Source organism: Streptomyces sp. NPDC104371, from assembly GCF_055583785.1.
Genome location: NZ_JBVJNF010000001.1, coordinates 1,264,552 through 1,288,095 on the forward strand (window position 1 = coordinate 1,264,552; position 23,544 = coordinate 1,288,095).

The 23,544-nt window shown below is 70.3% G+C and carries 22 protein-coding genes, 1 rRNA gene and 1 riboswitch; of the genes, 6 read left to right on the forward strand and 17 right to left on the reverse strand.

Annotation, left to right across the window (positions count from 1 at the left end):
* Positions 1-6: 6 nt before the first annotated feature.
* Positions 7-696 (forward strand): pyridoxamine 5'-phosphate oxidase family protein, encoded by a 690-nt coding sequence (locus ACZ60T_RS05725; RefSeq protein ID WP_469664670.1) that lies wholly within the window; start codon positions 7-9, stop codon positions 694-696.
* Positions 690-1,337: an FMN-binding negative transcriptional regulator gene (locus tag ACZ60T_RS05730; protein WP_365629908.1), complete on the forward strand. Its 648-nt coding sequence runs from the start codon at positions 690-692 to the stop codon at positions 1,335-1,337. Before ACZ60T_RS05725 ends, ACZ60T_RS05730 begins: the two co-directional genes overlap by 7 nt.
* A gap of 61 nt (positions 1,338-1,398) precedes the next feature.
* On the opposite strand, the gene ACZ60T_RS05735 is transcribed toward ACZ60T_RS05730, so the two are convergent.
* The 3 genes from ACZ60T_RS05735 to ACZ60T_RS05745 form a co-directional block, all read right to left on the reverse strand.
* A complete protein-coding gene (locus ACZ60T_RS05735; RefSeq protein ID WP_469664672.1) occupies positions 1,399-2,337 on the reverse strand; it encodes a DMT family transporter in 939 nt (312 codons plus the stop codon).
* Positions 2,338-2,516: 179 nt separating this feature from the next.
* On the reverse strand, positions 2,517-3,521 hold the full coding sequence (locus tag ACZ60T_RS05740; protein ID WP_469664674.1) for an EamA family transporter: 1,005 nt from the start codon (positions 3,519-3,521) through the stop codon (positions 2,517-2,519).
* Between the two features lie 46 nt (positions 3,522-3,567).
* On the reverse strand, positions 3,568-4,185 hold the full coding sequence (locus tag ACZ60T_RS05745; RefSeq protein ID WP_469664676.1) for a peptidase: 618 nt from the start codon (positions 4,183-4,185) through the stop codon (positions 3,568-3,570).
* A gap of 243 nt (positions 4,186-4,428) precedes the next feature.
* Here ACZ60T_RS05745 and ACZ60T_RS05750 point away from each other — a divergent pair, with 243 nt between their 5' ends.
* Positions 4,429-5,238 (forward strand): PhzF family phenazine biosynthesis protein, encoded by an 810-nt coding sequence (locus tag ACZ60T_RS05750; protein WP_469664677.1) that lies wholly within the window; start codon positions 4,429-4,431, stop codon positions 5,236-5,238.
* 62 nt (positions 5,239-5,300) lie between these two features.
* Here the strand turns inward: ACZ60T_RS05750 and ACZ60T_RS05755 are convergent, their stop codons facing one another.
* Entirely contained in the window at positions 5,301-6,095 is a 795-nt protein-coding gene (locus ACZ60T_RS05755; RefSeq protein WP_469664679.1) for a CPBP family intramembrane glutamic endopeptidase, read from the reverse strand.
* Positions 6,096-6,163: 68 nt separating this feature from the next.
* Positions 6,164-7,681 carry a glutamate-cysteine ligase family protein gene (locus ACZ60T_RS05760; RefSeq protein WP_365629926.1) on the reverse strand — a complete coding sequence of 506 codons (1,518 nt, stop codon included), beginning with the start codon at positions 7,679-7,681 and terminating at the stop codon, positions 6,164-6,166.
* 550 nt (positions 7,682-8,231) lie between these two features.
* Between ACZ60T_RS05760 and ACZ60T_RS05765 the strand changes: the two genes are divergently transcribed.
* On the forward strand, positions 8,232-8,816 hold the full coding sequence (locus tag ACZ60T_RS05765; protein ID WP_469664681.1) for a hypothetical protein: 585 nt from the start codon (positions 8,232-8,234) through the stop codon (positions 8,814-8,816).
* 279 nt (positions 8,817-9,095) lie between these two features.
* Positions 9,096-9,302: a DUF5999 family protein gene (locus tag ACZ60T_RS05770; RefSeq protein WP_365629993.1), complete on the forward strand. Its 207-nt coding sequence runs from the start codon at positions 9,096-9,098 to the stop codon at positions 9,300-9,302.
* An 89-nt stretch (positions 9,303-9,391) separates the two neighbouring features.
* Here ACZ60T_RS05770 and gcvP read toward each other — a convergent pair whose 3' ends face one another.
* The gene (gene gcvP / locus ACZ60T_RS05775) at positions 9,392-12,277 is read right to left on the reverse strand and encodes an aminomethyl-transferring glycine dehydrogenase (protein WP_469664683.1); all 2,886 of its coding nucleotides are present in this window, start codon (positions 12,275-12,277) and stop codon (positions 9,392-9,394) included.
* 177 nt (positions 12,278-12,454) lie between these two features.
* Positions 12,455-12,551: riboswitch (glycine riboswitch) on the reverse strand.
* A 126-nt stretch (positions 12,552-12,677) separates the two neighbouring features.
* Between gcvP and ACZ60T_RS05780 the strand changes: the two genes are divergently transcribed.
* Positions 12,678-13,046 (forward strand): PRC-barrel domain-containing protein, encoded by a 369-nt coding sequence (locus ACZ60T_RS05780; RefSeq protein WP_252423888.1) that lies wholly within the window; start codon positions 12,678-12,680, stop codon positions 13,044-13,046.
* On the opposite strand, the gene ACZ60T_RS05785 is transcribed toward ACZ60T_RS05780, so the two are convergent.
* The 11 genes from ACZ60T_RS05785 to rrf form a co-directional block, all read right to left on the reverse strand.
* Positions 12,971-14,470, reverse strand: a complete 1,500-nt coding sequence (locus ACZ60T_RS05785) for a DNA polymerase IV (RefSeq protein WP_469664685.1) — start codon at positions 14,468-14,470, stop codon at positions 12,971-12,973. The two genes, ACZ60T_RS05780 and ACZ60T_RS05785, sit on opposite strands and share 76 nt — an antisense overlap.
* A 72-nt stretch (positions 14,471-14,542) precedes the next feature.
* Positions 14,543-15,229, reverse strand: a complete 687-nt coding sequence (locus ACZ60T_RS05790) for a MerR family transcriptional regulator (RefSeq protein WP_469664687.1) — start codon at positions 15,227-15,229, stop codon at positions 14,543-14,545.
* A 210-nt stretch (positions 15,230-15,439) separates the two neighbouring features.
* Positions 15,440-15,913, reverse strand: a complete 474-nt coding sequence (locus ACZ60T_RS05795) for a bifunctional nuclease family protein (RefSeq protein ID WP_067026588.1) — start codon at positions 15,911-15,913, stop codon at positions 15,440-15,442.
* Between the two features lie 83 nt (positions 15,914-15,996).
* Positions 15,997-16,755, reverse strand: a complete 759-nt coding sequence (gene ftsR, locus ACZ60T_RS05800; RefSeq protein ID WP_365629943.1) for a transcriptional regulator FtsR — start codon at positions 16,753-16,755, stop codon at positions 15,997-15,999.
* An 18-nt stretch (positions 16,756-16,773) separates the two neighbouring features.
* Complete coding sequence (locus ACZ60T_RS05805) at positions 16,774-17,646, reverse strand: FHA domain-containing protein (protein ID WP_469664689.1); 873 nt, start codon at positions 17,644-17,646, stop codon at positions 16,774-16,776.
* A gap of 61 nt (positions 17,647-17,707) precedes the next feature.
* Complete coding sequence (locus ACZ60T_RS05810) at positions 17,708-18,571, reverse strand: DUF881 domain-containing protein (RefSeq protein WP_469664691.1); 864 nt, start codon at positions 18,569-18,571, stop codon at positions 17,708-17,710.
* A gap of 5 nt (positions 18,572-18,576) precedes the next feature.
* Positions 18,577-18,909 carry a small basic family protein gene (locus ACZ60T_RS05815; RefSeq protein ID WP_019708255.1) on the reverse strand — a complete coding sequence of 111 codons (333 nt, stop codon included), beginning with the start codon at positions 18,907-18,909 and terminating at the stop codon, positions 18,577-18,579.
* Complete coding sequence (locus ACZ60T_RS05820; protein ID WP_469664776.1) at positions 18,906-19,742, reverse strand: DUF881 domain-containing protein; 837 nt, start codon at positions 19,740-19,742, stop codon at positions 18,906-18,908. Before ACZ60T_RS05820 ends, ACZ60T_RS05815 begins: the two co-directional genes overlap by 4 nt.
* Before the next feature lie 166 nt (positions 19,743-19,908).
* Positions 19,909-22,404, reverse strand: coding sequence for a mannose-1-phosphate guanyltransferase (locus ACZ60T_RS05825; protein WP_365629952.1), 2,496 nt, complete (start codon positions 22,402-22,404; stop codon positions 19,909-19,911).
* A 114-nt stretch (positions 22,405-22,518) separates the two neighbouring features.
* On the reverse strand, positions 22,519-23,127 hold the full coding sequence (locus ACZ60T_RS05830; RefSeq protein ID WP_469664693.1) for a CDP-alcohol phosphatidyltransferase family protein: 609 nt from the start codon (positions 23,125-23,127) through the stop codon (positions 22,519-22,521).
* Between the two features lie 155 nt (positions 23,128-23,282).
* Positions 23,283-23,399, reverse strand: a 5S ribosomal RNA gene (rrf, locus tag ACZ60T_RS05835).
* Positions 23,400-23,544: the final 145 nt, after the last annotated feature.

The following is a 23,544-nucleotide window of genomic DNA, read 5'->3' on the forward strand; positions in this document are numbered from 1 at the left end:
AGCGCCATGCAGGGGAGCCAGCAGTCGGCCGCACCGCCCGCCGTCTATCCGCCGAGCGACCGCACCGTCCCCACCCGCGCCGCGGAACGGGCGTCGTACGACAGGGAGTCGGTGCACGCGATACTCGACGAGGGCTACGTCTGCCACCTCGGCTTCGTCCGCGACGGCGCGCCGGTCGTGCTGCCCACGCTCTACGGCCGGGTCGGCGAGCGGCTCTATGTGCACGGCTCGACGGGCTCGCGCCCGCTGCGGATGGCGGACGGCACCGAGCAGGGGCTCGCGGTGTGCCTGACGGTGACGCATGTCGACGGTCTGGTCCTGGCCCGCTCGGCCTTCCATCACTCGATCAACTACCGGTCCGTGGTGGTGCACGGCATCGCCCACCAGGTCACCGACCTCGAGGAGAAGCGGACGGCCCTGGACGCGCTCGTCGACCATGTCGTGCCGGGCCGTTCCCACGACTCCCGTCCCGCGAACAAGAAGGAACTGGCCGCCACCGCGGTGCTCCGCCTCGATCTGGCGGAGGTCTCCGCCAAGGCGCGCACGGGCGGTGTGAACGACGAGCCCGAGGATCTGTCCCTCCCCCACTGGGCCGGTGTGCTCCCGGTCCGCAGGCAGTACGGCGCCCCGCTCGCCGACCCGGACCTGGCACCCGGCACCGAGCTGCCGGACTACCTGCCGGAGGGGCCGTGCTGATCCACCCCTGGGACGCGCCCCGCGACGACGCCGAATGGCAACTCTGGCTCACCGCCCACGACTTCGGGCAACTCGCCGTCAACGGGCTGCCGGGCGAGCCGCCCCACGTCCAGCCGCTCCACTTCGTCTACGACGCCGAGCGCGGCGAGGCGCTCGCCCATCTGGCGCGCCCCAACCCGCTGTGGCACGCCTTGGAGGCGAACCCGGACGTCGTCCTGAGCGTGGTCGACGACTACGTCTACGTCCCCGGCCCCTGGCAGGCCCCGCCGGACACCCCGCCCGAGCACGGCGTGCCGACCAGCTTCTACACGACGGTCCAACTCCGGTGCACCGCCCACGTCGTGGACGACCCGGCGCGCAAGGCCGGGATACTGAACCGCCAGTTCGGCCACTTCCAGCCGGAGGGCGGCTCGGCGCGGGCAGCGGCGGGCGAGGACCCCTACGGCCGCATGCTGCCCGGCATCCGCGGCCTCCGGCTCGAAGTGACCGGCGTACGCGCGAAGTTCAAGTACGCCGGTAACAAGTCGCAGGAGATCCAGGAGCGGATCGCGGCCGGGCTGGCGGCACGGGGCGGTCCGCTCGACGCGCGGGCGCGCGAGCATCTGCTGCGACGGCAGCAGGAACAGGCGCACCAGGACTGAGTACGGGTGCGGCGCTCCGCATCCGTACTCAGTCCCGAGTCAGCTCCGTCGGGGCACTAGGTCAGACGAGGACCGGCTCCCGTGCCCCGCGCGCTTCCGCCAGCGCGAGCCCCGCGACCGAGCCGAGCATCAGCGCGGTGCCGCCGAGGGTCGCCGCCGTCAGGTGCTCGCCGAGCAGCATCACGGCGAGCACCGCCGCGCTCACCGGCTCGAGCAGCATGATCACGGACACGGTGGCCGACCGTACGACCGCGGCGCCCGCGAAGTACAGGACGTAGGCCAGGGCCGTGGGAACGACCGCGATGTAGGCCATGAGCCAGACGACCCGGCCGGGTTCGGCGGTGTGCGGCAGCACCCCCTCCGCGAGGGCGAAGGGCAGCAGGCACAGGCTGGTGACCGCGAACGCCGACAGGGTCGTACCCGCCGCGTCGGTCCCGCCGTCGCGTCCCGACCACCGGGTGTACAGCGTCATGACGCTGTAGGCCGCCGCCGAGACGAGTGCGAGCAGCACTCCCCAGGGGCGCACGGTGGCGCCGTCGCCGCCGAGCGTGAGGACCCCGAGCCCGGCGAGCGCGCCGAGGACGGCGCCCACCCCGCCGAGGCCGAGCCGCTCCCCCATCAGCAGCCGGGCGCCGAGCGCGATGAGCACGGGTCCGGCGCCGAGCGTGACGACGGTCCCCACGGCGAGCCCGGTGGCCTCGACGGCCGCGAAGTAGGCGGTCTGGAACACGGCGAGCGCGAGGCCCGTGATCCCGGTCCGCAGCGCCTTGCGGCCGAGCGGTTCCCGTACGGCGCTGCGGACGGACGGGCGCAGCAGGCGCACGGCGAGCAGCGGGAGGAGTCCACCGGCACAGCGCCAGAAGGAGAGGGCGAACGGCCCCATGTCACTGGTCTGATAGACCAGCGAGGCGGCGGCGCCCGCGGTGCCCCAGGCGGCACCGGCGATGATCAGATAGAGGAGGCCTCGCCCGACGGGCAGGCCCCCAGCAGCATGCGACATGAGTTGTCTCCGCAGAGGTGCAGAAGTTCGGGAGGCGACCCCGGTTCGACGGGGTCGGCGGACTTCTTCTGCGGGCAGCACCGTTCCGCCCGGCCGCATGGCCGGGCATGGACTCCGGAGGCCCGCCTCAGGCGGCCGGCGGGGAGAGAACGAGTGCGTTCGCGTGCATGGTCCGCACCCTATGCGGCCGTCCGGCGAGCCGACAACTCCCTTTCCGGACCACCGCTCGCCACCGGCTCCGGAGAGTTCTTGACGGGCGCCGACGACTGGGCGATGAACGCGCCCACCAGCACGACCGCACCACCGATGATCTGCGGCAGCGAGAGGTGCTCGCCGAGCAGGACCCAGGCGAGGACGGTCGCGATGACCGCTTCGAGGCAGGCCACGACGACGGCGACCTGGGGCGAGAGGCGGCGCACGGAGAGCACCCCGGTGACATACGCGAGGACCGTGGCGACGAGGACGATCCAGCACAGCAGCAGGACGGCCGGGACGGCGATCCCGTTCATGTGCGCGTGGTCGGTGAGCACCTGCCAGTCCATGGTCCAGGGCCGCGAGACGACGGTGAGGACGGCGGCACCGATGAGCAGGCCGTACGCGATCACGCCGAGCGGGTCCGGCGCCTCCTCGCCCGCGTCGCCGCCCTGGTCGGACAGGACGAAGTAGCCGACCTGGCAACCGGCGGCACCCAGCGCGAGCAGCAGCCCCAACGCGTCGAAGCTCAGCCCCGACCACACCTCGACGACACACGCCAGGCCGCCCACGGCGAGCACCACGCCGATGGCCGCGGCCCGGGTCACGGGCCGTCGCTGGATGAACCGCACCCAGCCGAGCACCAGCGCGGGCGAGAGGTACTCGATCAGCAGGGCGACACCGACGGGTATCCGGGATATCGCGGCGAAGTAGAACGCCTGGACACCGGCCACGGCGAGCAGGCCGAACCCGACGAGCAGGGCGGGACGGCGGCGCAGCAGCGCCCGGTGGCGTACGGCGAGCGGCAGCATCACGAGCGCGGCGCCCGCGACCCGTAGCCACACCACATGGAGGGGGTCGAGCCCCGCCTGGATCAGCGGCTTGGCCGCGACACCCGATCCGCCGAAGGCCAGCGCCGACACCAGGGCGAGCCCCAGTCCGACGCCTCTGCCCTGGCCACCCTGACTGCCGTTTGACGTATGCACCGGCACATGATGACAGGCAACGACATGAGCGTCACCCCCGATAGCTCCTGTCTCAGAGGATGGACCTGCGCACCTGCCGGACCGGGCCCGGCGCGACGGTCGGCCCCTCCGGCGCCGTACGCTCCCGCCCGTGCTCCTGCTCGTACTCCTCGGCCACGGCCGCCGCCTCGATCCGCGCGGGCAGCGCCTCGACGTCGACGCCCGCGCGCACGAGGACCTCGACGGCCCGTGACTCGGGGTCCGTGACGATCGTGGCGAGCAGATCGAGCCCGCGGGTACGGGGGTGACCGCCCCGCTCGGCGCGGACGCAGGCCGCTTCCAGGGCGATCGCCGCCGTCGGTGACCAGCCCTCCGGCTCGCACAGCACCGGGAGCGCGCCGGAGTCCTCGACACTGCTCTGCCAGCGCAGGCCGTAGCCGATGGCGCGCTGGACGAGATAGCCGAGCAGCCGGGCGACCTGCGGACCGTCGAAGACGGCCCGTACCTCGGGGTCGGACTCCAGCAGGGTGTGCAGCAGATGAGCGGTGTCGATCTGCCGGTCACCGTCCCGCAGCGCCCGTCTGCGGGCGCCCGCGACCACGGCCGTCAGTGCGGCGGTGAGCCGGGCGTCGAGGTCCACGTGGCGTGCGCCGCGCTCGGCGGCCGGTTGCTGGGAATGACAGGGTGGCACGCTCCCTACCCCATCAGCCCCATCGGCTCAGGTCATCCCCGTGGGGCAGCATCTTCACGTCCGACACAGGTTGGGCATCGCTGACCGGCTTCTCCTCCTTACGGAGGAGATCGCACCGTTGTCCCCGTAGGGCGCGCGCCTCCTTGCCACGCGCCTACGGGACTCTCACGGCAGGACGACACCGGTCCAGTCACCTCGAATTGGCCTTGGTCCGCCGCCCCTTCGGGCCTTTAGCGTCGGGCCATGCGGATTCGAATCGTCGACGCCTTCACCGACCGGCCCTTCGCCGGCAACCCCGCCGGTGTCCTCCTTCTCGACGCCTTCCCGGACGACGGGTGGCTCCAGGACGTGGCCCGCGAGGTCAACCACGCCGAGACCGCGTTCGCCCACCGTCTGCCCGAGGGCGGCGAGGCGGACTGGGCGCTGCGCTGGTTCACGCCCGTCACCGAAGTCGCCCTGTGCGGCCACGCCACCCTGGCCACCGCCCATGTCCTGCACACCACGGGCGCCCACGAGGGCCCCGTACGGTTCGCCACCCGAAGCGGTGTCCTCACCGCCACCCCGCGCGAGGACGGCTCCCTGACCCTGGACTTCCCCACCGCGCCGCTCGCCCCGGTCGAGGTGGCGGATGGCGTGGCCGACGCCCTCGGCGCGAGCCCGCTGGCCGCCTTCGACACCGGCCCGAACGTCGGCGACCTGCTCCTCGAACTCGCCGACGAGAAGACGGTCCTCGGCCTCCGTCCCGACCACCAGGCGCTCACCCGGCACTCCCGGCGCGGCATCATCGCGACCGCACGCGCCGAGGACCCCGCCCGCGGCTACGACTTCGTCTCCCGCTGCTTCTTCCCGAACGTCGGGATCGACGAGGACCCGGTCACCGGCAGCGCCCACACCGCCCTGGCCCCGCACTGGTCCGCGCGCCTCGGCCGCCCGGACCTCACCGGCCTCCAGGCCTCCCCGCGTTCCGGCCGCGTCCGTACGGAACTCCGCGGCGACCGCACCCTGCTCACCGGCCACGCGGTCACCGTCATCGAGGGCGACCTGCTCGCCTGACAGACGACAGGGGCGTACGGTCCGCCCGTACGCCCCTGTCCCGCCGCCCTCTCGGGGCCCGGTCACGCCGTCGGCAGCCACCCCACCTTGCCCGCCAGCAGCGCGTACCCCACGAACGCGCCTATGTCGAGCAGGGAGTGGGCCACCACCAGCGGACCGACCCGCCCCCAGCGCCGGTACAGACAGACGAACACCACACCCATCACCAGGTTGCCGAGGAAGCCGCCGATGCCCTGGTAGAGGTGGTACGAGCCGCGCAGCACCGAACTCGCCACCAGGGCCGTGCCGGGCGTCCAGCCCAACTGGCCGAGCCTGCGCAGCAGATACCCGACGACGATGACCTCCTCCAGCACGGCGTTCTGCAACGCCGACAGGATCAGCACCGGGTACTTCCACCACACGTCGGGCAACGCCTCCGGCACCACGGTGAGGTTGGCGCCGAGTCCGCGGACGGTCAGATAGAAGGCGATGCCCGTGGACCCGATCAGCGCGGCGACCAGCGCGCCGCGTCCGAGGTCCGGGCCCGGCCGTGTCCGGTCGAAGCCGAGTGTGCGCAGCGCGGCGCCCTCGCGCAGCAGGAGGTGGGCGACGAGCGCCACCGGTACGAGGGCCGTCGTGATCCCGAAGAGCTGCCAGGCGAGGTCGAGCCAGGGCCGTCCGGGCGCGGCCGAGGCGTTGAGGGTGGCCGCCTGGTCCTTGAGCCCGCCCGGTCTGGTGACCGAGCCGACGAAGCTGATCAGCGCGGACAGGCCGCTCGCGCCGAGCGAGAGGGCCAGCACGAGCAGCGTCTCGTTCCGGATCACCTGTCGCGTCGGCCGCTCCACCTGGGCGGCATCGGCCACCGACTCTGACTCCACCTGTACTCCCGCATCCCGTTGGGCAACGTGTCGCACCCATCTTCGCCCGAGCGGGAGGGAGCGGGCGCTCAGCCCAGCGGCGCGGGCTCCGGTGACGCGAGCGGCCAGGTGTGGACGGGCTCGCCGATGTGCATCAGCTCGTAGTACCGCCGGGTCGTCCTGGCCAGGGCGGTCTGCCGGTCGAGGCCCTGTTCCAGGGCGCGGTGGAAGGTGCTGGTCTGCCAGCTCGCACCGTTGACCCTGCGTCGGCAGCGCTCCTCGATCACTCCGAGGTAGTAGTCCCGGTCGGCGCGCTCGACACCCCACGCGTCGAGCCCCGCCTCGGCCATCGGCAGCAGTTCGTCGCGTACGAGGTCCACGGCGTCCACCTCGGTGATGCCGCCGTAGCGCCCGCGCCGCGGCCACCTCAGCCGCGCCTCGATGCCGTACCGGCAGGCCGCGTCGAAGTTGGCGGCGGCGGCCTCGAACGGCAGCCGGCTCCACACCGGCCGCGCCTCATCGGCGAGGGAGCGGACGACGCCGTAGTAGAACGCGGCGTTGGCGAGCACATCGGTGACGGTGGGCCCGGCGGGCAGCACCCGGTTCTCCACGCGCAGATGCGGAACCCCGTCGACGACGCCGTACACCGGCCGGTTCCAGCGGTAGATCGTGCCGTTGTGCAGGATCAGTTCGCCGAGCCGCGGGGTGCCGCCCTGGTCGATGACGCTCAACGGGTCCTCGTCGTCGCAGATCGGCAGCAGGGCCGGGAAGTAGCGCACGTTCTCCTCGAACAGGTCGTACGCCGAGGTGGTCCAGCGCTCCCCGAACCAGGTGCGCGGACGCACGCCCTGCGCCTGGAGTTCGGGCGGCCGGGTGTCGGTGGACTGCTGGAACAGCGGGGGCCGGGACTCGCGCCACAGCTCACGGCCGAACAGGAAGGGCGAGTTGGCGCCGAGGGCGACCTGCGGGGCCGCGATCGCCTGCGCCGCGTTCCACACATCGGCGAACCGCGCGGGCGTGACCTGGAGGTGCAACTGGACGGACGTGCACGCGGCTTCGGGGGTGATCGAGCGCGCATTGCAGACGAGCCGTTCCACCCCGTCTATATCGAGGACGAAGTCCTCGCCGCGGGCGGCCACGATCTGGTCGTTGAGCAGGGTGTAGCGGTCGACGGCGGAGAGGTTGGAAGAGACCACGTCGTCGTGGTCGAGGGTCGGCAGAATACCGATCATCACGATTCCGGCGTCGACCTCGTTCGCCTTCCGATGCGCATACGCGAGCGAGGTGCGCAACTCCTCGGCAAGCCGGTCGAATACCAGGCCACCCAGCCTGTGTGGAGCTATGTTGACTTCCAGATTGAACATGGCGAGTTCTGTTTGGAAATCACGGCTCGCAATCCTCTCCAGTACTTGCGCATTCATCATTCTCGGCATGCCGTCGGAGCCCAGGAGATTCAATTCGATCTCCAGGCCCATGAGGTTCCTGGGGCGGTCGAACCGCTTCTCCTCCAGCAATCGCGCCAGCCCCGCCAGACACTGCCTGAGCTTGTCGCGATAGCGCTGCCGATCGGACAGGTCGAACCGTCCTGCCACGACCTTCTCCCCCATGCGAAGTGTCCCTCCTCGGATGGGCAGGCCGACGATCCGGCCCGTACTTGTCCCGGGTCACGGGGATGATGCCCAGCCGAGGCGATCCATAACGCCCCGCGCGTGACCGCTGCCCGCTACGCTCACGGGAGTTCCATGGGGCACATTCACGAGGCATGATTCACGGGGCATGGGACAATGCGTGGCTTCCTCGCCAAGAGGTCGTGAAAAGCGCCGCCGAGATTCGGCCGATCGCTACGGACGGGTATGGCAAGGTCACCGTCCGGACGCCGCCATAAGGCCAGGGAGAATAGCGGTCGCCATCGGCCGGATATCGCCTTGATTGCGCTGGGCGGGACAAGCGGAGGAAACGTCACCTGAACACTTGTCGTATAAACTTCGGCCACGGGGCGGAGAGTTGGCGCTCACGGTTCTGAGCCCTGCCGCCGAGAGCGCCATCGGTCCGGGCATCGTCCCCCACCTCTCCGGCCCCCAGAGCTGACAGCGTCGTCCGCCCGCCCCGCGTCACTCCCTCGCTTCACCCTGCCTGTCGAACGAGAGGCGACCCGCCATGCCGCTGCATGTCTCCGAGGCCCCCGCACCCGCCCTCCGTACCGTCCTTGCGGCGCTCGGTTCCCCCACCGCGGTCCGCGCGGCCCCCACCCCGTCCCTGCGCGCCGCCCAGGGACCCGTGACCCCCGAACTCCCGCTGCCGGTCCATGTGTTGGACCGGATCACCCCGGCGGGCGCGACGGCCACCCGGCTCGCCGGCTGGCGCTTCCTCATCCGCTGCGGCGACCGCGTGGTGGCCGCCGCCGAGACCGTGCCGACCCCCGACGGCTGGGCGTTCTCGCACTTCTTCGAGGGCCCCTACGTCGCCGCCACCGAACGCGCCCTGCGCCAGGCGGAGACCCTTCAACAGCCGTACCAGGCAAGGCTGTTGTCCGTACCCGAGCTGTACATGCTCACGCTGTGGCTGCACGGGGACAGCACCGCCGACGCGGCGGAAGGGCACCCCGCCGCGAGCGACCTGCTGGTCCCGCTCGCCCCCGCACCGCCGGGTATCGCGGCCCACCGCCCGCACCCCGTCGCCGAACTCCTCCCGGTCCTCACGCTCCGGGTCGCCCCGGCCCCACTTCTCGGCTCACCCGCCTAGGCAGTACCGGCCGGGCCATCCGTCCTAGCCCCTTCCGGCCATCGCGAACCACCCGAAGGGACAGTGCGGTCGAGGTGAACCGTCCACGGGGGTGACGCGTCATCAAGCAGTGAGGAACGGTGCCGCGAAAGAGCTGCGGAACGACGTCCGCAGAGCAACACTGGTGGCACACCTACACCGGATCGCCAACGGGGGGCGGCCATGAACGACACCACGAGCCGCAGGACAGACACGACAGCCCACTCACACCACACGACCCAGCGAAAGATCCCCACCACCATGTGCCAGCATCAGCCACCGTGCCCGACCGCCGCATCCGCCGACCGGGAGTCCGCCCGCCTCGTCTCGCACCACCCGGAGCAGGGATGGAGCCTGCTGTGCAACGGCGTTCTGCTCTTCGAGGACACCGGTGAGCTGCTGCCCGACGGGCAGATCATCGCCCCGCACCGCCCGCTCGGCACCGACCAGGTGATGACCGCCGCCTGAGCCGGGCGCACGCGAGGCCCGCCGGACACACCAGGGGCCGGACCGGAGACACCGCCTCCGAACCGGCCCCGACGCACACCCGCGGGCGATCAGTCCTCGTACGCGTCCAGCGGCGGGCAGGAGCAGACCAGGTTCCGGTCACCGAAGGCCTGGTCGATCCGGCGCACCGGCGGCCAGTACTTGTCGGCGGCCGAGACACCGGCCGGGAAGACGGCCTCCTCGCGGCTGTAGGCGTGCGTCCACTCACCGCCGAGCGCGGCGGCCGTGTGCGGGGCGTTGCCCAGCGGGTTGTCCTCCGCCGGCCAGGCACCGGAGCCGACCTTCTCGATCTCCGCGCGGATGGCGATCATCGCGTCGCAGAACCGGTCCAGCTCGACGATGTCCTCCGACTCCGTCGGCTCGATCATCAGCGTGCCGGCCACCGGGAACGACATCGTCGGCGCGTGGAAGCCGTAGTCGATCAGCCGCTTGGCCACGTCGTCCACGCTCACGCCCGTCGCCTTGGTCAGCGGGCGCAGATCGATGATGCACTCGTGCGCGACCAGGCCGCCGGGGCCGGTGTAGAGCACGGGGTAGTGCGGCTCGAGGCGCTTGGCGACGTAGTTCGCGGACAGCACGGCCGCCTGGGTGGCGTGCTTGAGGCCCTCGCCGCCCATGAGCCGGACGTACGCCCACGAGATCGGCAGGATGCCCGCGGAGCCCCAGGGAGCGGCCGAGACCGGGCCGACGCCCGTCTCCGGACCGGCCGCGGGCTGCATGGGGTGGTTCGGCAGATACGGCGCCAGGTGCGCGCGCACGCCGACCGGGCCGACGCCCGGACCGCCGCCGCCGTGCGGGATGCAGAACGTCTTGTGCAGGTTCAGATGCGAGACGTCACCGCCGAAGTGGCCCGGCTTGGCGAGGCCGACCAGCGCGTTGAGGTTGGCGCCGTCGACGTACACCTGGCCGCCGACCTCGTGCACGGCCGCGCAGATGTCGGCGACGTGCTCCTCGAACACACCGTGCGTCGACGGGTAGGTGATCATCAGGACCGCCAGCTCGTCGCGGTACCGCTCGATCTTGGCCCGCAGGTCCTCGACGTCGATCTCGCCGTCCGCGGCGGTCTTCACGACGACGACCTTCATACCCGCCATCGCGGCGCTGGCGGCGTTGGTGCCGTGCGCGGAGGACGGGATGAGGCAGACGGTGCGCTGGTCGTCACCGTTGGCGCGGTGGTAGCCGCGTACGGCGAGCAGACCGGCCAGCTCGCCCTGCGAACCGGCGTTGGGCTGGAGGGAGACCTTGTCGTAGCCGGTGACCTCGGCGAGACGCTCCTCCAGCTCGCGGATGAGCGTGAGGTAGCCCTCGGCCTGCTCGGCGGGCACGAAGGGGTGGAGCTGCCCGAACTCCGACCAGGTGATCGGCTCCATCTCCGTGGTCGCGTTGAGCTTCATGGTGCAGGAGCCCAGCGGGATCATGCCGCGGTCCAGCGCGTAGTCCCGGTCGGCGAGACGGCGCAGATAGCGCAGCATCGCGGTCTCGGAGCGGTACTGGTGGAAGACCGGGTGCGTGAGGTAGTCGCCGGTGCGCAGCAGCGCCTCGGGCAGCGTGTCCGCGGCGGTCGCGTCCAGCGCCTCGATGTCGGCCTCGACACCGAACGCGGACCAGACGGCGGCCAGTTGCGCGCGCGTGGTGGTCTCGTCGCAGGCCGCGGAGACGTGGTCGGCGTCGACCAGGCGAAGGTTGACGCCGTTGTCCCGGGCGGCGGCGACGACCTCGGCGGCCTTGCCGGGCACCCGCGCGGTGACGGTGTCGAAGAAGGCGCCGTGCGTGATCTCCACACCGCCGGCCGTCAGCCCCTGCGCGAGGATCGCGGCGTAGCGGTGGGTGCGGCGGGCGATCGTCTTCAGGCCCTCAGGACCGTGGTAGACGGCGTACATCCCGGCCATCACGGCGAGGAGCACCTGCGCGGTGCAGATGTTGCTGGTGGCCTTCTCCCGGCGGATGTGCTGCTCGCGGGTCTGGAGCGCGAGCCGGTAGGCCTTGTGGCCGTCGGCGTCGACGGAGACACCGACCAGGCGGCCGGGAAGGCTGCGGGCGAACTTCTCGTGCACGGCCATGTAGCCCGCGTGCGGTCCGCCGAAGCCCATCGGCACGCCGAAGCGCTGGGTGGTGCCGATGGCGATGTCCGCGCCCAGTTCGCCCGGCGAGGTCAGCAGGGTCAGGGCGAGCAGGTCGGCGGCGACGGTGACGAGCGCGCCCAGCTCGTGCGCCTGGTCGATGACCGGTTTGATGTCGCGTACGGCGCCGGAGGCACCCGGGTACTGGATCAGCACGCCGTTGATCTCGCGGTCGGCGAGGTCGGCCGGGATGCCCTGGCCGAGGTCGGCGACGACGACCTCCACGCCGGTCGGTTCGGCCCGCGTCCGGATGACGGCGACGGTCTGCGGCAGCGCGTCCGCGTCGACCAGGAACAGGCCCTTCTTGTTCTTGCCCATGCGCCGGGACAGCGCCATCGCCTCGGCCGCGGCCGTGCCCTCGTCGAGCAGGGAGGCGCCGGAGGTCGGCAGGCCGGTGAGGTCGGCGACCATCGTCTGGAAGTTGAGCAGGGCCTCGAGCCTGCCCTGCGAGATCTCCGGCTGGTACGGCGTGTACGCGGTGTACCAGGCCGGGTTCTCCATGATGTTGCGCAGGATCACCGGGGGCGTGAACGTCCCGTAGTAGCCGAGGCCGATCATGGAACCGAGGACCTGGTTGCGGTCGGCGAGGGAGCGCAGTTCGGCCAGCACCTCGGCCTCGGTGCGCGCGCCCGGCAGGTCCAGCGCGTCGGCGTTCTTGATCACATCCGGCACGGCGGTGGCCGTGAGCTCGTCGAGCGAGCCGTAGCCGACCTGCGCGAGCATCTTGGCGCGCGCTTCGTGGTCCGGCCCGATGTGGCGCTGTTCGAAGGGGATGCCCTGTTCGAGCTCGGAGAGCGGAATGCGAGGGGCGGTCATGCGGAGGCCTCCTGGTCTGGCGCGACCTTCGAGGGGCACCCCGGCGCGGGCACCCCGACAGCCTCCCCCTCTGTCATCTCGACCTGAGAGCTTCGCCGGTCCGCACCAAGGCGTGACCGGCTTTCACCGTCGGTGAGAGCGGAAGCCGTCGACGCCCGCCCTGCTTTCCAGAGTGACCTCGTCCATGCGGTACGTGTGCCTGAGAGATTCCGGGGAGGATTTGCTCCTTCGGCGTCCCCGGGGATGATCCGGAGAGCTCTCCCGCACGGGTTCAGCGGCCGATTGTCAGACTACCAGCGGATACGGCGCCCTGGCCGTCCCGTGGACCTTCGAGTGGCCGCCCTGCCGATTGTGCTCTTTCGTAGTGGCAACGGATGAGTTGCGACCAGTTGGAGGGACCGTGCAGACCGACATCGATCCGCGGAATCTGATCGGCCGCAAGGCGTTCGACCGCCAAGGCGTCAAGATCGGCACGATCGACGAGATCTATCTCGACGACGCGACCGGCGTGCCGGAGTGGGCGGCCATACGCACGGGGCTGTTCAGCAGGGACGCGTTCGTCCCGCTGGAGCCCAGCGAGCTAGTGGAGGGCACCCTGCGGGTTCCCTTCGACCGCTCCCTGATCAAGGACGCCCCCGACTTCGGGGTCGGACGCCATCTCTCGCCCGAACAGGAGCTCCAGCTCTACCACCACTACGGCCTCGACGTGGCCGCCCCGCCCCCGCCGGACCGCGACTTCGGACGCCTCGCGGGGTCCGACGGGGGCTGACGCAGCCCGGGGCCGGTGGTCTCGGGTGCTCCGGTCCCGGACGCTCCGGGTTCTCTCGGGACCAAGGGCAGCGGATCCGCCGGTACCAGCCGTGGGTCGTCGGTGCGGAACGTCCGTACGCGTCCCGGCGGCGAGTCCGGGGTCTCGAACCGTACGGTCACCCGGCCCAGCCCGCTGCCCTGCACCCACCCGTGCCCGTACTCCGCGTGCCGGACGTCGTGGCCTGCGCGCCATATGCGCTCGGCGGGGGCGGGCTCCTCCTCGACAGGTACGTCAGCGCTCTCGGCCTGCGAGGCCTGCAAGGTCTGCGGGGTCTGCGAGGGCTCCTCCTCCGGCGCCTCGCCCGCGGCCAGCCGCGCCTGGGCGAAGAGATCCTCCTGCGTGTAGTCGGCGAGCCCGCTGACGCCCACCCCGAGCAGCCGCACCCCGCCCGTGGTGTCCACGGACTCCAGCAGCCGCGCGGTGGCCTCCCGCACCACCGCGGGGTCGTCCGTGGGCCCGCGCAGGGTGTCGGAGCGGGTCAGCGTCGAGAAGTCGTACCGGCGCACCTTCAGCACGATGGTCCGGCCCGAGAGACCGGCCTCCCGTAGCCGCCGCACACACCGGTCCGCGAGCCGCTGCACCTCCAGGCCGATCCGGAGCCGGTCGTGGAGATCCACGTCGTAGGTGTCCTCGACCGACACGGACTTGGCTTCCCGCTCGGCCACCACGGGCCGCTCGTCGTGCGCCAGCGCCATCGCGTACAGCCCGTGCCCATGGGCCTTCCCGAGCAGTCGTACCAACTCGTCCTCGCCCGCCTCCGCGATCTCGTCGACCGTGGTGATCCCCGCCCGCCGCAGATGGTCCCCGGTCGCGGGGCCGACGCCCGGCAGCGTGCGCACCGGCATCGGCCCGAGCAGCGCGCGCTCGGTGCCCGGCCGGATCAGCACCAGGCCGTCGGGCTTGGCCTCCTCCGAGGCGATCTTGGCGAGCATCTTGGAGGCGGCGAGCCCCACCGAGCCCGTCAGCCCGGTCACCGCCCGGATGTCGGCACGCAGCCGCACCCCCGCAAGCCGCGCGGACTCCTCGTCCCAGGCCACTCCCCCGGCCTCCAGATCCACGAACGCCTCGTCCAGGCTCAGCGGCTCCACCAGCGGCGACAGGGTCCGCAGCAGCCCCATCACCTGCTCGCTGATCTCCCGGTAGAGCCCGAAGCGCGGCACCAGATACGCGGCGTTCGGCGCGAGCCGGCGCGCCTGGGCCATGGGCATCGCCGAGTGCACCCCGAAGGCCCGCGCCTCGTACGAGGCCGTGGCCACCACACCACGGGGCCCGAGCCCGCCCACGACGACCGCCTTCCCGCGCAGGCTCGGCTTGGACGCCTGCTCCGCCGAGGCGTAGAAGGCATCCATGTCGAGATGCAGGATCGTGGGCGCGGTTCTCACAGGTCCGATGCTGCCCTACACCACTGACAGTGAGGCAGAGCCGCACGCCCGCTGACGCGCGGCACCCGGCCGCTAGACAGCCCGGTTACGCCGTCGCGCCAGCTCGTCCGTGGTGTTGTGGCCGACGATGGTCTCGCCCGTGTCGACGCGTTCGCCGTGCAGTTGCGACAGCGCGCTCTCCACGTCCTGCCAGACGACGCCGACGGCGATGCCGAAGATGCCCTGCCCGCCCTGGAGCAGCGCGTGCACCTCGTCCGGGGACGTGCACTCGTAGACCGTCGCGCCGTCGCTCATCAGCGTCATCCGCTCCAGATCGCGGAATCCGCTCTGGCGCAGGTGCTGGACGGCGGCACGGATGTTCTGCAGGGACACGCCGGTGTCGAGGAAGCGCTTGACGATCTTCAGTACGACGACATCCCGGAAGCTGTACAGCCGCTGCGTCCCCGATCCGTAGGCGGGGCGCACGCTCGGCTCGACGAGCCCGGTCCTGGCCCAGTAGTCCAACTGCCGGTAGGTGATACCGGCGGCGGCACACGCCGTGGGGCCGCGGTAGCCGATGTGCTCGGACGCGTCCTCGGGGGCCGTCTCGCCCTCACCCGGCACAGCCGTCGGCCGCTGGGAGATCGGGTCGGTCGTGGTGCCGTGGTGGGGATATCCACTGCTCGGGCGAGGCCGGGAGCCGGGGGAAGGGTACGAGCCGCTCTCCCCCATCCTGCGTCCGGGGGCACCCCCCGCCGTACCGCCGCCGCTGCTTCTCACGCCGACCTCCGTCCTTGACTGCCTTCTCGACGGTAGGCAGTCACCAGGGGTGCGTCAACGATCGCCACACTCGGCACGCCGAGTGATAATCACCCTAGGAGTGGTTTCTCGTGCCCTCCCGCGGGGAAAGGCTAGCCGAATGCTTGAGCGAGGGGCCGGGGGCCTGTCGCACGGGTCACCGGCGGATAACGCCCCGCTGTCGGAGCAGCGTCACTGATTGCTCGTACCGAAGTCCTCCGGCGAGATCTGGTCGAGGAACTCGCGGAACTTCTCGACCTCGTCCTCCTGCTCGTCGGGGATCGCGATACCCGCGTCGTCCAGCACGCCGTCGCTGCCGTAGATCGGCGTTCCCGTGCGCAGCGCGAGCGCTATGGCGTCGGACGGACGGGCGCTCACCTCGACACCGCTGGCGAAGACCAGCTCCGCGTAGAAGACGCCTTCCCGCAGATCCGTGATGCGCACTTCCGTGAGCTCCTGGCCGACCGCCTCCAGCACGTCCTTGAACAGGTCGTGCGTGAGCGGTCGCGCGGGGGCCATGCCCTGCTGGGCGAAGGCGATCGCGGTCGCTTCCCCGGGACCGATCCAGATGGGGAGGTAACGGTCGCCTCCCACTTCGCGCAGGAGCACGATCGGTTGGTTGGAGGGCATCTCGACCCGGACACCTACGACATCGAGCTCATTCACACAGCAACCCTAGGCCGTGCCCGGGATGTTTGGGTAGTCGGGCACGGAACGGCTGGACGATCCGCCGAAGGCCGGGCCCGCGTTCACGGGTGTCGTACGCCCAGCGCGGAGCGCACCAGTGCGGCGTGCAGCTTCACCGCGAGCCCCGCCAGCTCCTTCGTCCGGGCCTCGGCGTGTGCCCGCGTCTGCGGGTTGCGGTGGCGCCGCAGCGGGGCCACGATCTGGTCCACCAGGCCCGCCTCGCGGTCCGCGGCGGCCTTCATCACCCGCAGATGGCGCGGCTCGATGCCATGGCGGCCCAGTTCGGCCACCAGAGTGGCCACGGTGACGGCCTCGGCGTCGTACGTCCCGTCCGCCAGCGGTACGAGGAGCCCGTACGACTCCCACTCCTTGAGCTGCTCTTCGCTGATCTCGACGGCCGCGAGCAGCTCGTCATGGCCGATCCGCGCGACCGTGGGGGTCTCGGGGTCGCCGAGAAGACCGCCGAGTACGTCCGTGTCCGCCGCGTCGGGCTGCTGGCGGCCCAGGGAGGGCAGGCGCACCTCTTCGCCCCGCTCCAGGGCGTCCAGGTACTCACGGATGACCTTCAACGGCAGATAGTGGTCCCGCTGCATCCGCAGCACCCGGCCGAGGCGCTCGATGTCATGAGCGGTGAACTTCCGGTACCCGGAGGGCGTGCGCTGCGGCTCGATGAGCCCCTCGGACTCCAGGAAGCGAATCTTGGAGATGGTGACGTCGGGGAACTCCTCGCGCAGCACGTTCAGCACCGTGCCGATGCTCATCAGCCGGTTGTCCGCGGCGGCGGTGCCGCTTCCGGCACCGCCGCTCGGTGTGTGACGCATGGACCCTTCCCTGGCGGGTCAGATACCCCGCTGGCTCGCGTAGAAGACCAGCCTGTACTTGCCGATCTGCACCTCGTCGCCGTTGTTGAGCGCGACCTGGTCGATGCTCTCCCGGTTGACGTACGTGCCGTTGAGGCTGCCGACGTCGGCGACCGTGAACGTGCCGTCCGGACCGCGGCGGAACTCCACGTGCCGACGGGACACCGTCACGTCGTCCAGGAAGATGTCGCTCTGCGGATGGCGCCCGGCCGTGGTCAGGTCGCTGTCCAGCAGGAAGCGGCTTCCCGAGTTGGGACCGCGGCGCACCACCAGCAGGGCCGAGCCGAGCGGCAGCGCGTCGACGGCCGCCTGCGCCTCTGGGGAGAGCGTCGGCATCTGCGTCTGGCCCGTGGCCTCCGCGTCATAGGCCTCCAGACCGGAGATGGAGATCGTGGAGGTCGTCTCCGACGCGCGCTCCGCGACCGCGCCCGCCCGCAGCGGCGCACCGCAGTTGGAGCAGAAACGGCTGCTTTCCGCGTTGTGGTGACCGCACCTCGAACACACCTGAGCCGACATGTTCCCGGAACCTATGCGTCCGGATGCGGCAGGGTCAACCGACGGCGCGCCCTGACCTCCTGACATGGCACCACCCGGGCCACCGACCTGATCCCGGAACAGCGGGCGCTGGCTCTCCGCTTCTCCCGGCTGCGCGGCGCGGTGGCGGGCAGGCGTGTCGTTGCCCCCTCGGGCGCTCTTGCCGAACAACTTCGCAAACAACTTCACGGGCGATTCCCCTTGACCGAAACAGACCCGCCCGTGGGGCAGGACGAACCCTGATTGCATACACCGGCCGATCCGGACATCCTCACAACGTCCGTATCCACCAGACAGTTTCCACCACGCACCACCCATTCGGTGCGCCGACCCCCCGCAAGCTCATGCCCTCGTCGGACGGTCTCCATGCACCCGCGGTTCACGGGGAGGACGACCGAGCGTAGTCAGGCTGCTTCGCCACTCGCAAGGCGTCCACGACGATCTTCGTCGAACGCTCCACGTCGACCGTGGCCTGCTCCTTTTCCAGAGTCTGCACCACGCCTCCCGGGATGTTGAGCGCCGGCTCGAGATCCTGCGGCTTGCCGATGACCTTGAAACGATAGGGCTGGGCGATCTTGTTCCCGTCGACGCTGACACTCTTTCCGGTATCCGACAGATAGGTTCCGGCGACCACGCGGACACCGTTGACCTGGATGGCCTCCGCGCCGGCGGCGCGCAGCTCCTGGATCGCGTCGAGCAGCATGTTCGCCCGGACCAGTCCCTTCGTGTCCTCGATGGTCACCGTGATGCCGGGTCCCTGTGCGGCCACGGTGCCCGCAAGGATGCCGAGTTGCTTCTCCTTCTCGGCGGTCTGCTTGCGAGCCTCCTCGGCCCGGTCCGAGCTGTTCTCCAACTCGGTCCGCTGTCCTTCGAGACCCTGCTTCTCGTCCTGAAGACGCTGTGTACGGTCATCCAGTTCATCGAGGATGCGTACAAGATCTTCCTGACGTGCGCCGCGCAGGGCACTGCTGCTGTCGCTGTTGGAGGCGACCTGGACGGCCAGGCCGAAGCCGAGGCCGAACAGCAGCAGCGCGACGATGAGTTGGGCCCGGGTGACGCGCGGCGGCCACAGCCCCTTCACCAGGCGCTGACGGCCGGTCAGCGCCGGTCCGGAGTCGTTGCCGGACGTCGGGGTACCGGACGTCTCAGGGGCCTTCGGCGGGACCTCCTGCGGCAGTTCCCTGCGCAGCCGGTGTTCGCCGGTATGCGGTTGCCGCTCGGGCGTCTCGTCCGCGTCGCTCATCGGCCTCACGCCCGGAACACGTGCCGGCGGATCGCCGCGGCGTTGGAGAAGATACGGATGCCGAGGACGACCACGACACCGGTGGACAACTGCGCGCCGACGCCCAGCTTGTCGCCCAGGAACACGATCAGCGCGGCCACGACGACGTTCGACAGGAACGACACGACGAAGACCTTGTCGTCGAAGATGCCGTCGAGCATGGCCCGCAGACCACCGAACACGGCGTCGAGCGCTGCCACGACGGCGATCGGAAGGTAAGGCTCGACGACCGCCGGAACCTCGGGCCGGACCAGCAGGCCGACCACGACTCCCACGACGAGGCCCAGTACGGCGATCACGATGTGCCCTTCTCTGTGCTCGGTTGTGCTGTGCGTACGATCACACTCGGTGCGGCGGGCAGCCGGAGGTCGTCCTCGGTGGACAGGCTGGTCCGGATCCCGTAGTTCTCCCGCAGCGCGTCCAGATACAGCCCGTCGGCGCTGTCCTTGAACGTGGCGCCGAGCTGGTCCCCGTCCCCCACCGCGAGCACCGTGTACGGCGGCACCAGCGGCCTGTTGTCGACGAGTATCGCGTCACCCGCGGCCCTGATCGCCGACAGCGCCGTCAGCCGCTGCCCGTTGATCGAGACCGCCTCGGCGCCCGACTCCCACAGCCCGTTGACCACGCGCTGCATGTCGCGGTCGCGGACGCGCCCGGTGTCGGCGAAGCCGGAGGTCTCCCGCGGATTGCCGTTGCCGCCGGTGGTGGCTTCCTTGGCGTCGTCCACGACGAGCTTCACGCCCGGACCGTGCACGGCGACGGCGCCCGACAGAATCCCGACGAGGTCGGCCCGGTCGGCGCCCCCGTCCTTCTTCAGCGCCTCCCGCTGTCGCGCGCTCACGTCGTCGCGCAACGTGTCGACGGTGGCTTCGAGCTTGTCCGCGGCCGTGGTCTCGCGCTGGATGCGGTCGATGAGTTCCTCGCGCTCCTTCGCGACCGCCGGGGCGGCCACGCGCGCCTGCGCGGCGCCCACGGTCACCACGACGGCGGCGAGCACGAGTCCGGCCGCGAGACCGAGCTTGGCCCGCACCGTCCTGGGCATGCCCCCGGTGCCCTCCGACCGCTTCCGGGCGGCGGCCTCGGCGTATCCGTCGTCGAGGCTGTGGTCCATGACGTTGGTGAGCAACGACATGGACGCGTCCGGACGCGAGGCGCGCGCGGGTGTGCTCCGAATGGGGGGCGGCTGCGGCATGCCGCACATCGTCGCACGTCGCGAACCATACCTCCGAATGGCCCTGTCCCGGGTGCCGGACCGGCCCCTCGAGGAGCCCGCCCGGCACCCACGCGTGCCGCGTGTTCTACCTGCCCGCGCTCTCCACGACCGCGGACCACTCCTCCAGCAGGGCCTGCGCGGAGGCGTCGTCGGGCCCCTCGGCCCACAAGTGGGTGACGGCCTCGGCGGGGTCGGGCAGCACCAGCACCCACCGCCCGTCGGCCTCCACGACCCGTACCCCGTCCGTGGTGTCCACGAAGCGGTCCCCGGCCGCCTCGACGACCCGACGCATCACCAACCCCTTGACGGCCCAGGGAGTGGCGAGATCGCTCTTGAGGACATGCGCACGCGGAATCCGCGCGTCGATCTGACTGAGCGTGAGCTGCGTCCGCGCCACCAGTCCGATGAGGCGCACGAACGCGGCCGTACCGTCGAAGACGCTGCTGAACTCCGGCACGATGAACCCGCCGCGCCCGTCGCCGCCGAAGATGGCCGACTCCTCCCGGCCCACGCGCGTGAGGTCGTCGGGCGAGGTGGTCGTCCACTCGACCTGAGTCCCGTGGTACGCCGCCACCTGCTCGGCGATCCGCGTCGTCGTCACCGGCAGCGCGACCCTTCCGCTGCGCCGCTCCGCGGCCACCAGATCGAGCATCACCAGTAGCGCCCGGTCGTCCTCGACGATCCGCCCCTTCTCGTCGACGAGCGACAGCCGCTCCCCCACGGGGTCGAACCGTACGCCGAACGCCGCCCGCGAGGAGGCGACGATCTCACCGAGCCGTACGAGCCCCGCTCTTCGGGCGTCGACGGTCTCCGTGGGCCTGGACTCGTCCAGCCCGGGATTGATCGTCAGCGAGTCCACACCGAGCTTGCCGAGCAGACTGGGCAGCACGAGCCCGGCGCTGCCGTTCGACGCGTCCACGACGACCTTGAGCCCGGAATCGGCGACCCCTGTGGTGTCGACGCTGCGCAGCAGGGATCCGGTGTACGAGTCGAAGACGCTGGAGGGGAAGTACAGATCCCCTATCTCGCCGGGGAAGGCCCGCCGGTACTCCTGGCGCGCGAACATCCGGTCCAGCTTCCGCTGCCCGGCCTGCGACAGATCGGCGCCCTGCCCGTCGAAGAACATGATGTCGACGGAGTCGGGGACACCCGGCGAGGTCCGGATCATGATCCCGCCGGCGCTGCCCCGCGCGGTCTGCTGCCGGGCGACGGGCAGCGGTACGTTCTCCAGGTCCCGTACGTCGATGGCACTGGCCTGGAGCGCCGAGATCACCGCGCGCTTCAGCGCACGCGCGCCCCGCGAGTGATCGCGGGCGGTGGTGACCGTGGACCCCTTCTTGAGCGTGGTGGCGTACGCACCGGCCAGTCGCACGGCCAGCTCGGGGGTGATCTCCACGTTCAGGATCCCGGAGACACCGCGGGCGCCGAAGAGATGGGCCTGGCTGCGGGACTCCCAGATGACCGAGGTGTTGACGAAGGCACCGGCCTCGATGGTCTTGAACGGATAGACCCGGACGTTGCCCTGGACGATCGACTCCTCGCCGATGAGGCACTCGTCGCCGATGACCGCGCCGTCCTCGATCCGGGCCGCACGCATGATGTCGGTGTTCTTCCCGACCACGCAGCCGCGCAGATTGCTGTGCTGGCCGATGTAGACGTTGTCGTGGACGACGGCCCGGTGGAGGAACGCGCCGCTCTTCACGACGACGTTCGAGCCGACGACGGTGTGCTCACGGATCTCGGCGCCGGTCTCGACCTTGGCGTAGTCGCCGATGTACAGGGGGCCGCGCAGCACAGCGTCGGGGTGCACCTCGGCGCCCTCGGCCACCCATACGCCCGGGGAGATCTCGAAGCCGTCGATCTCGACGTCGACCTTGCCCTCCAGGACGTCGGCCTGGGCCTTCACATAGCTCTCGTGGGTGCCGACGTCCTCCCAGTAGCCCTCGGCGACATAGCCGTAGACCGGCTTGCCCTCCTTCATCAACTGCGGGAAGACATCGCCGGACCAGTCGACGGGCACGTCGGGCAGGACGTAGTCGAAGACCTCGGGCTCCATGACGTAGATACCGGTGTTCACGGTGTCGGAGAACACCTGTCCCCAGGTCGGCTTCTCCAGGAAGCGTTCGACCTTTCCTTCTTCGTCGACGATGGTGATGCCGAATTCGAGCGGGTTGGGCACACGCGTCAGGCAGACGGTGACCAGCGAACCCTTCTCCTTGTGAAAGCGGATCAGGTCGGTGAGGTCGAAGTCGGTCAGCGCGTCACCGGAGATCACGAGGAAGGCGTCGTCCTTGAGTGCCTCTTCGGCGTTCTTGACGCTTCCGGCGGTACCGAGCGGCTTCTCCTCGTTGGCATAGGTGAGCTCCATGCCGAGTTCTTCGCCGTCACCGAAGTAGTTCTTGACCAGCGAGGCCAGGAACTGGACGGTCACGACGGTCTCGTTGAGCCCATGCCTCTTCAGCAACCGCAGCACGTGCTCCATGATCGGGCGGTTGACCACCGGCAGGAGCGGCTTGGGCATGCTCGAGGTCATGGGGCGAAGGCGTGTGCCCTCGCCGCCCGCCATTACGACGGCCTTCATGTCGGAAGCGTCCTCCTCGAAGAGACGACGGTTCAGCCGACTTCACCCGTCAGATTGTCCCGCAGTTTCCCCGCGCGGGCCATCGAGCCGCTACGGCCGCCCCCATTGGCGGGCTCAATCGGCCATGGTGTTTGCCCTGACAAGACGGCGGACCTGCACCACGTAGAGGAGTCCTGCCCACCAGTACAGCGTTGTACCCCAACCGGCGAACGCCCATCCGAAAATGGCCGCGGGTGACGCGATCCATCCGGTCGAGTCGCTGAGAAGCAGCAGCGGGAAGGCGTACATGAGGTTGAACGTCGCCGCCTTCCCCAGGAAGTTCACCTGGGGCGGCGGATAGCCGTGCCGCCGGAGGATGCCCACCATCACCAGCAGGACCAGCTCGCGCGCCACCAGTACAGCGGTCAACCAGATGGGCAGGATCTCACGCCAGGTGAGACCGATGAGAGTCGACGCGATGTAGAGCCGGTCGGCCGCGGGGTCGAGGAGCCGGCCGAGGCTGCTGATCTGGTTCCAGCGCCGGGCGAGCTTGCCGTCCAGATAGTCACTGACGCCGCTCAGCACGAGGATGAGGAGCGCCCAGCCGTCGCTCTTGGGCCCACCGAACTCGGGCCTGAGGATCAACCACAGGAAGACGGGCACGCCGACGAGCCGTGCCATGCTGAGGATGTTCGGGATGGTGAGGACTCGGTCCGTCTGGACACGGGTCTCCTGGACCTCCACCCGGGGGCCTCCTGTGGGAAATGAGCCAACGATGCCTCATGACCTTACCCGCCGGGTTCACAGCGTGGTACGGGGGGTTGTACTGGGGGTCGGTCGGGAAACAAAAAAACTCCGGTTCCTGGGCGTGATGCCCAAGAACCGGAGTTCTAAAAGGAGTTCGGCGGCGTCCTACTCTCCCACAGGGTCCCCCCTGCAGTACCATCGGCGCTGTAAGGCTTAGCTTCCGGGTTCGAAATGTAACCGGGCGTTTCCCTTACGCTATAACCACCGAAACACTATGAAACAGACAACCAGCAATAGGGTTGTTCGTGGTTTCAGAACCAACACAGTGGACGCGAGCAACTGAGGACAAGCCCTCGGCCTATTAGTACCGGTCACCTCCACACGTTACCGTGCTTCCAGATCCGGCCTATCAAC

Excerpts from the sequence above, each read along its gene's own strand:
- ACZ60T_RS05725 (WP_469664670.1), top strand. The coding sequence starts at position 7 with ATGCAGGGGAGCCAGCAGTCGGCCGCACCGCCCGCCGTCTATCCGCCG.
- ACZ60T_RS05735 (WP_469664672.1), bottom strand. The coding sequence starts at position 2,337 with ATGTCGCATGCTGCTGGGGGCCTGCCCGTCGGGCGAGGCCTCCTCTAT.
- ACZ60T_RS05750 (WP_469664677.1), top strand. The coding sequence starts at position 4,429 with ATGCGGATTCGAATCGTCGACGCCTTCACCGACCGGCCCTTCGCCGGC.
- ACZ60T_RS05760 (WP_365629926.1), bottom strand. The coding sequence starts at position 7,681 with ATGGGGGAGAAGGTCGTGGCAGGACGGTTCGACCTGTCCGATCGGCAG.
- ACZ60T_RS05765 (WP_469664681.1), top strand. The coding sequence starts at position 8,232 with ATGCCGCTGCATGTCTCCGAGGCCCCCGCACCCGCCCTCCGTACCGTC.
- ACZ60T_RS05770 (WP_365629993.1), top strand. The coding sequence starts at position 9,096 with ATGTGCCAGCATCAGCCACCGTGCCCGACCGCCGCATCCGCCGACCGG.
- gcvP (WP_469664683.1), bottom strand. The coding sequence starts at position 12,277 with ATGACCGCCCCTCGCATTCCGCTCTCCGAGCTCGAACAGGGCATCCCC.
- ftsR (WP_365629943.1), bottom strand. The coding sequence starts at position 16,755 with ATGCGTCACACACCGAGCGGCGGTGCCGGAAGCGGCACCGCCGCCGCG.
- ACZ60T_RS05805 (WP_469664689.1), bottom strand. The coding sequence starts at position 17,646 with ATGGGTGGTGCGTGGTGGAAACTGTCTGGTGGATACGGACGTTGTGAG.
- ACZ60T_RS05810 (WP_469664691.1), bottom strand. The coding sequence starts at position 18,571 with ATGAGCGACGCGGACGAGACGCCCGAGCGGCAACCGCATACCGGCGAA.
- ACZ60T_RS05820 (WP_469664776.1), bottom strand. The coding sequence starts at position 19,742 with ATGTCGTTGCTCACCAACGTCATGGACCACAGCCTCGACGACGGATAC.
- ACZ60T_RS05825 (WP_365629952.1), bottom strand. The coding sequence starts at position 22,404 with ATGAAGGCCGTCGTAATGGCGGGCGGCGAGGGCACACGCCTTCGCCCC.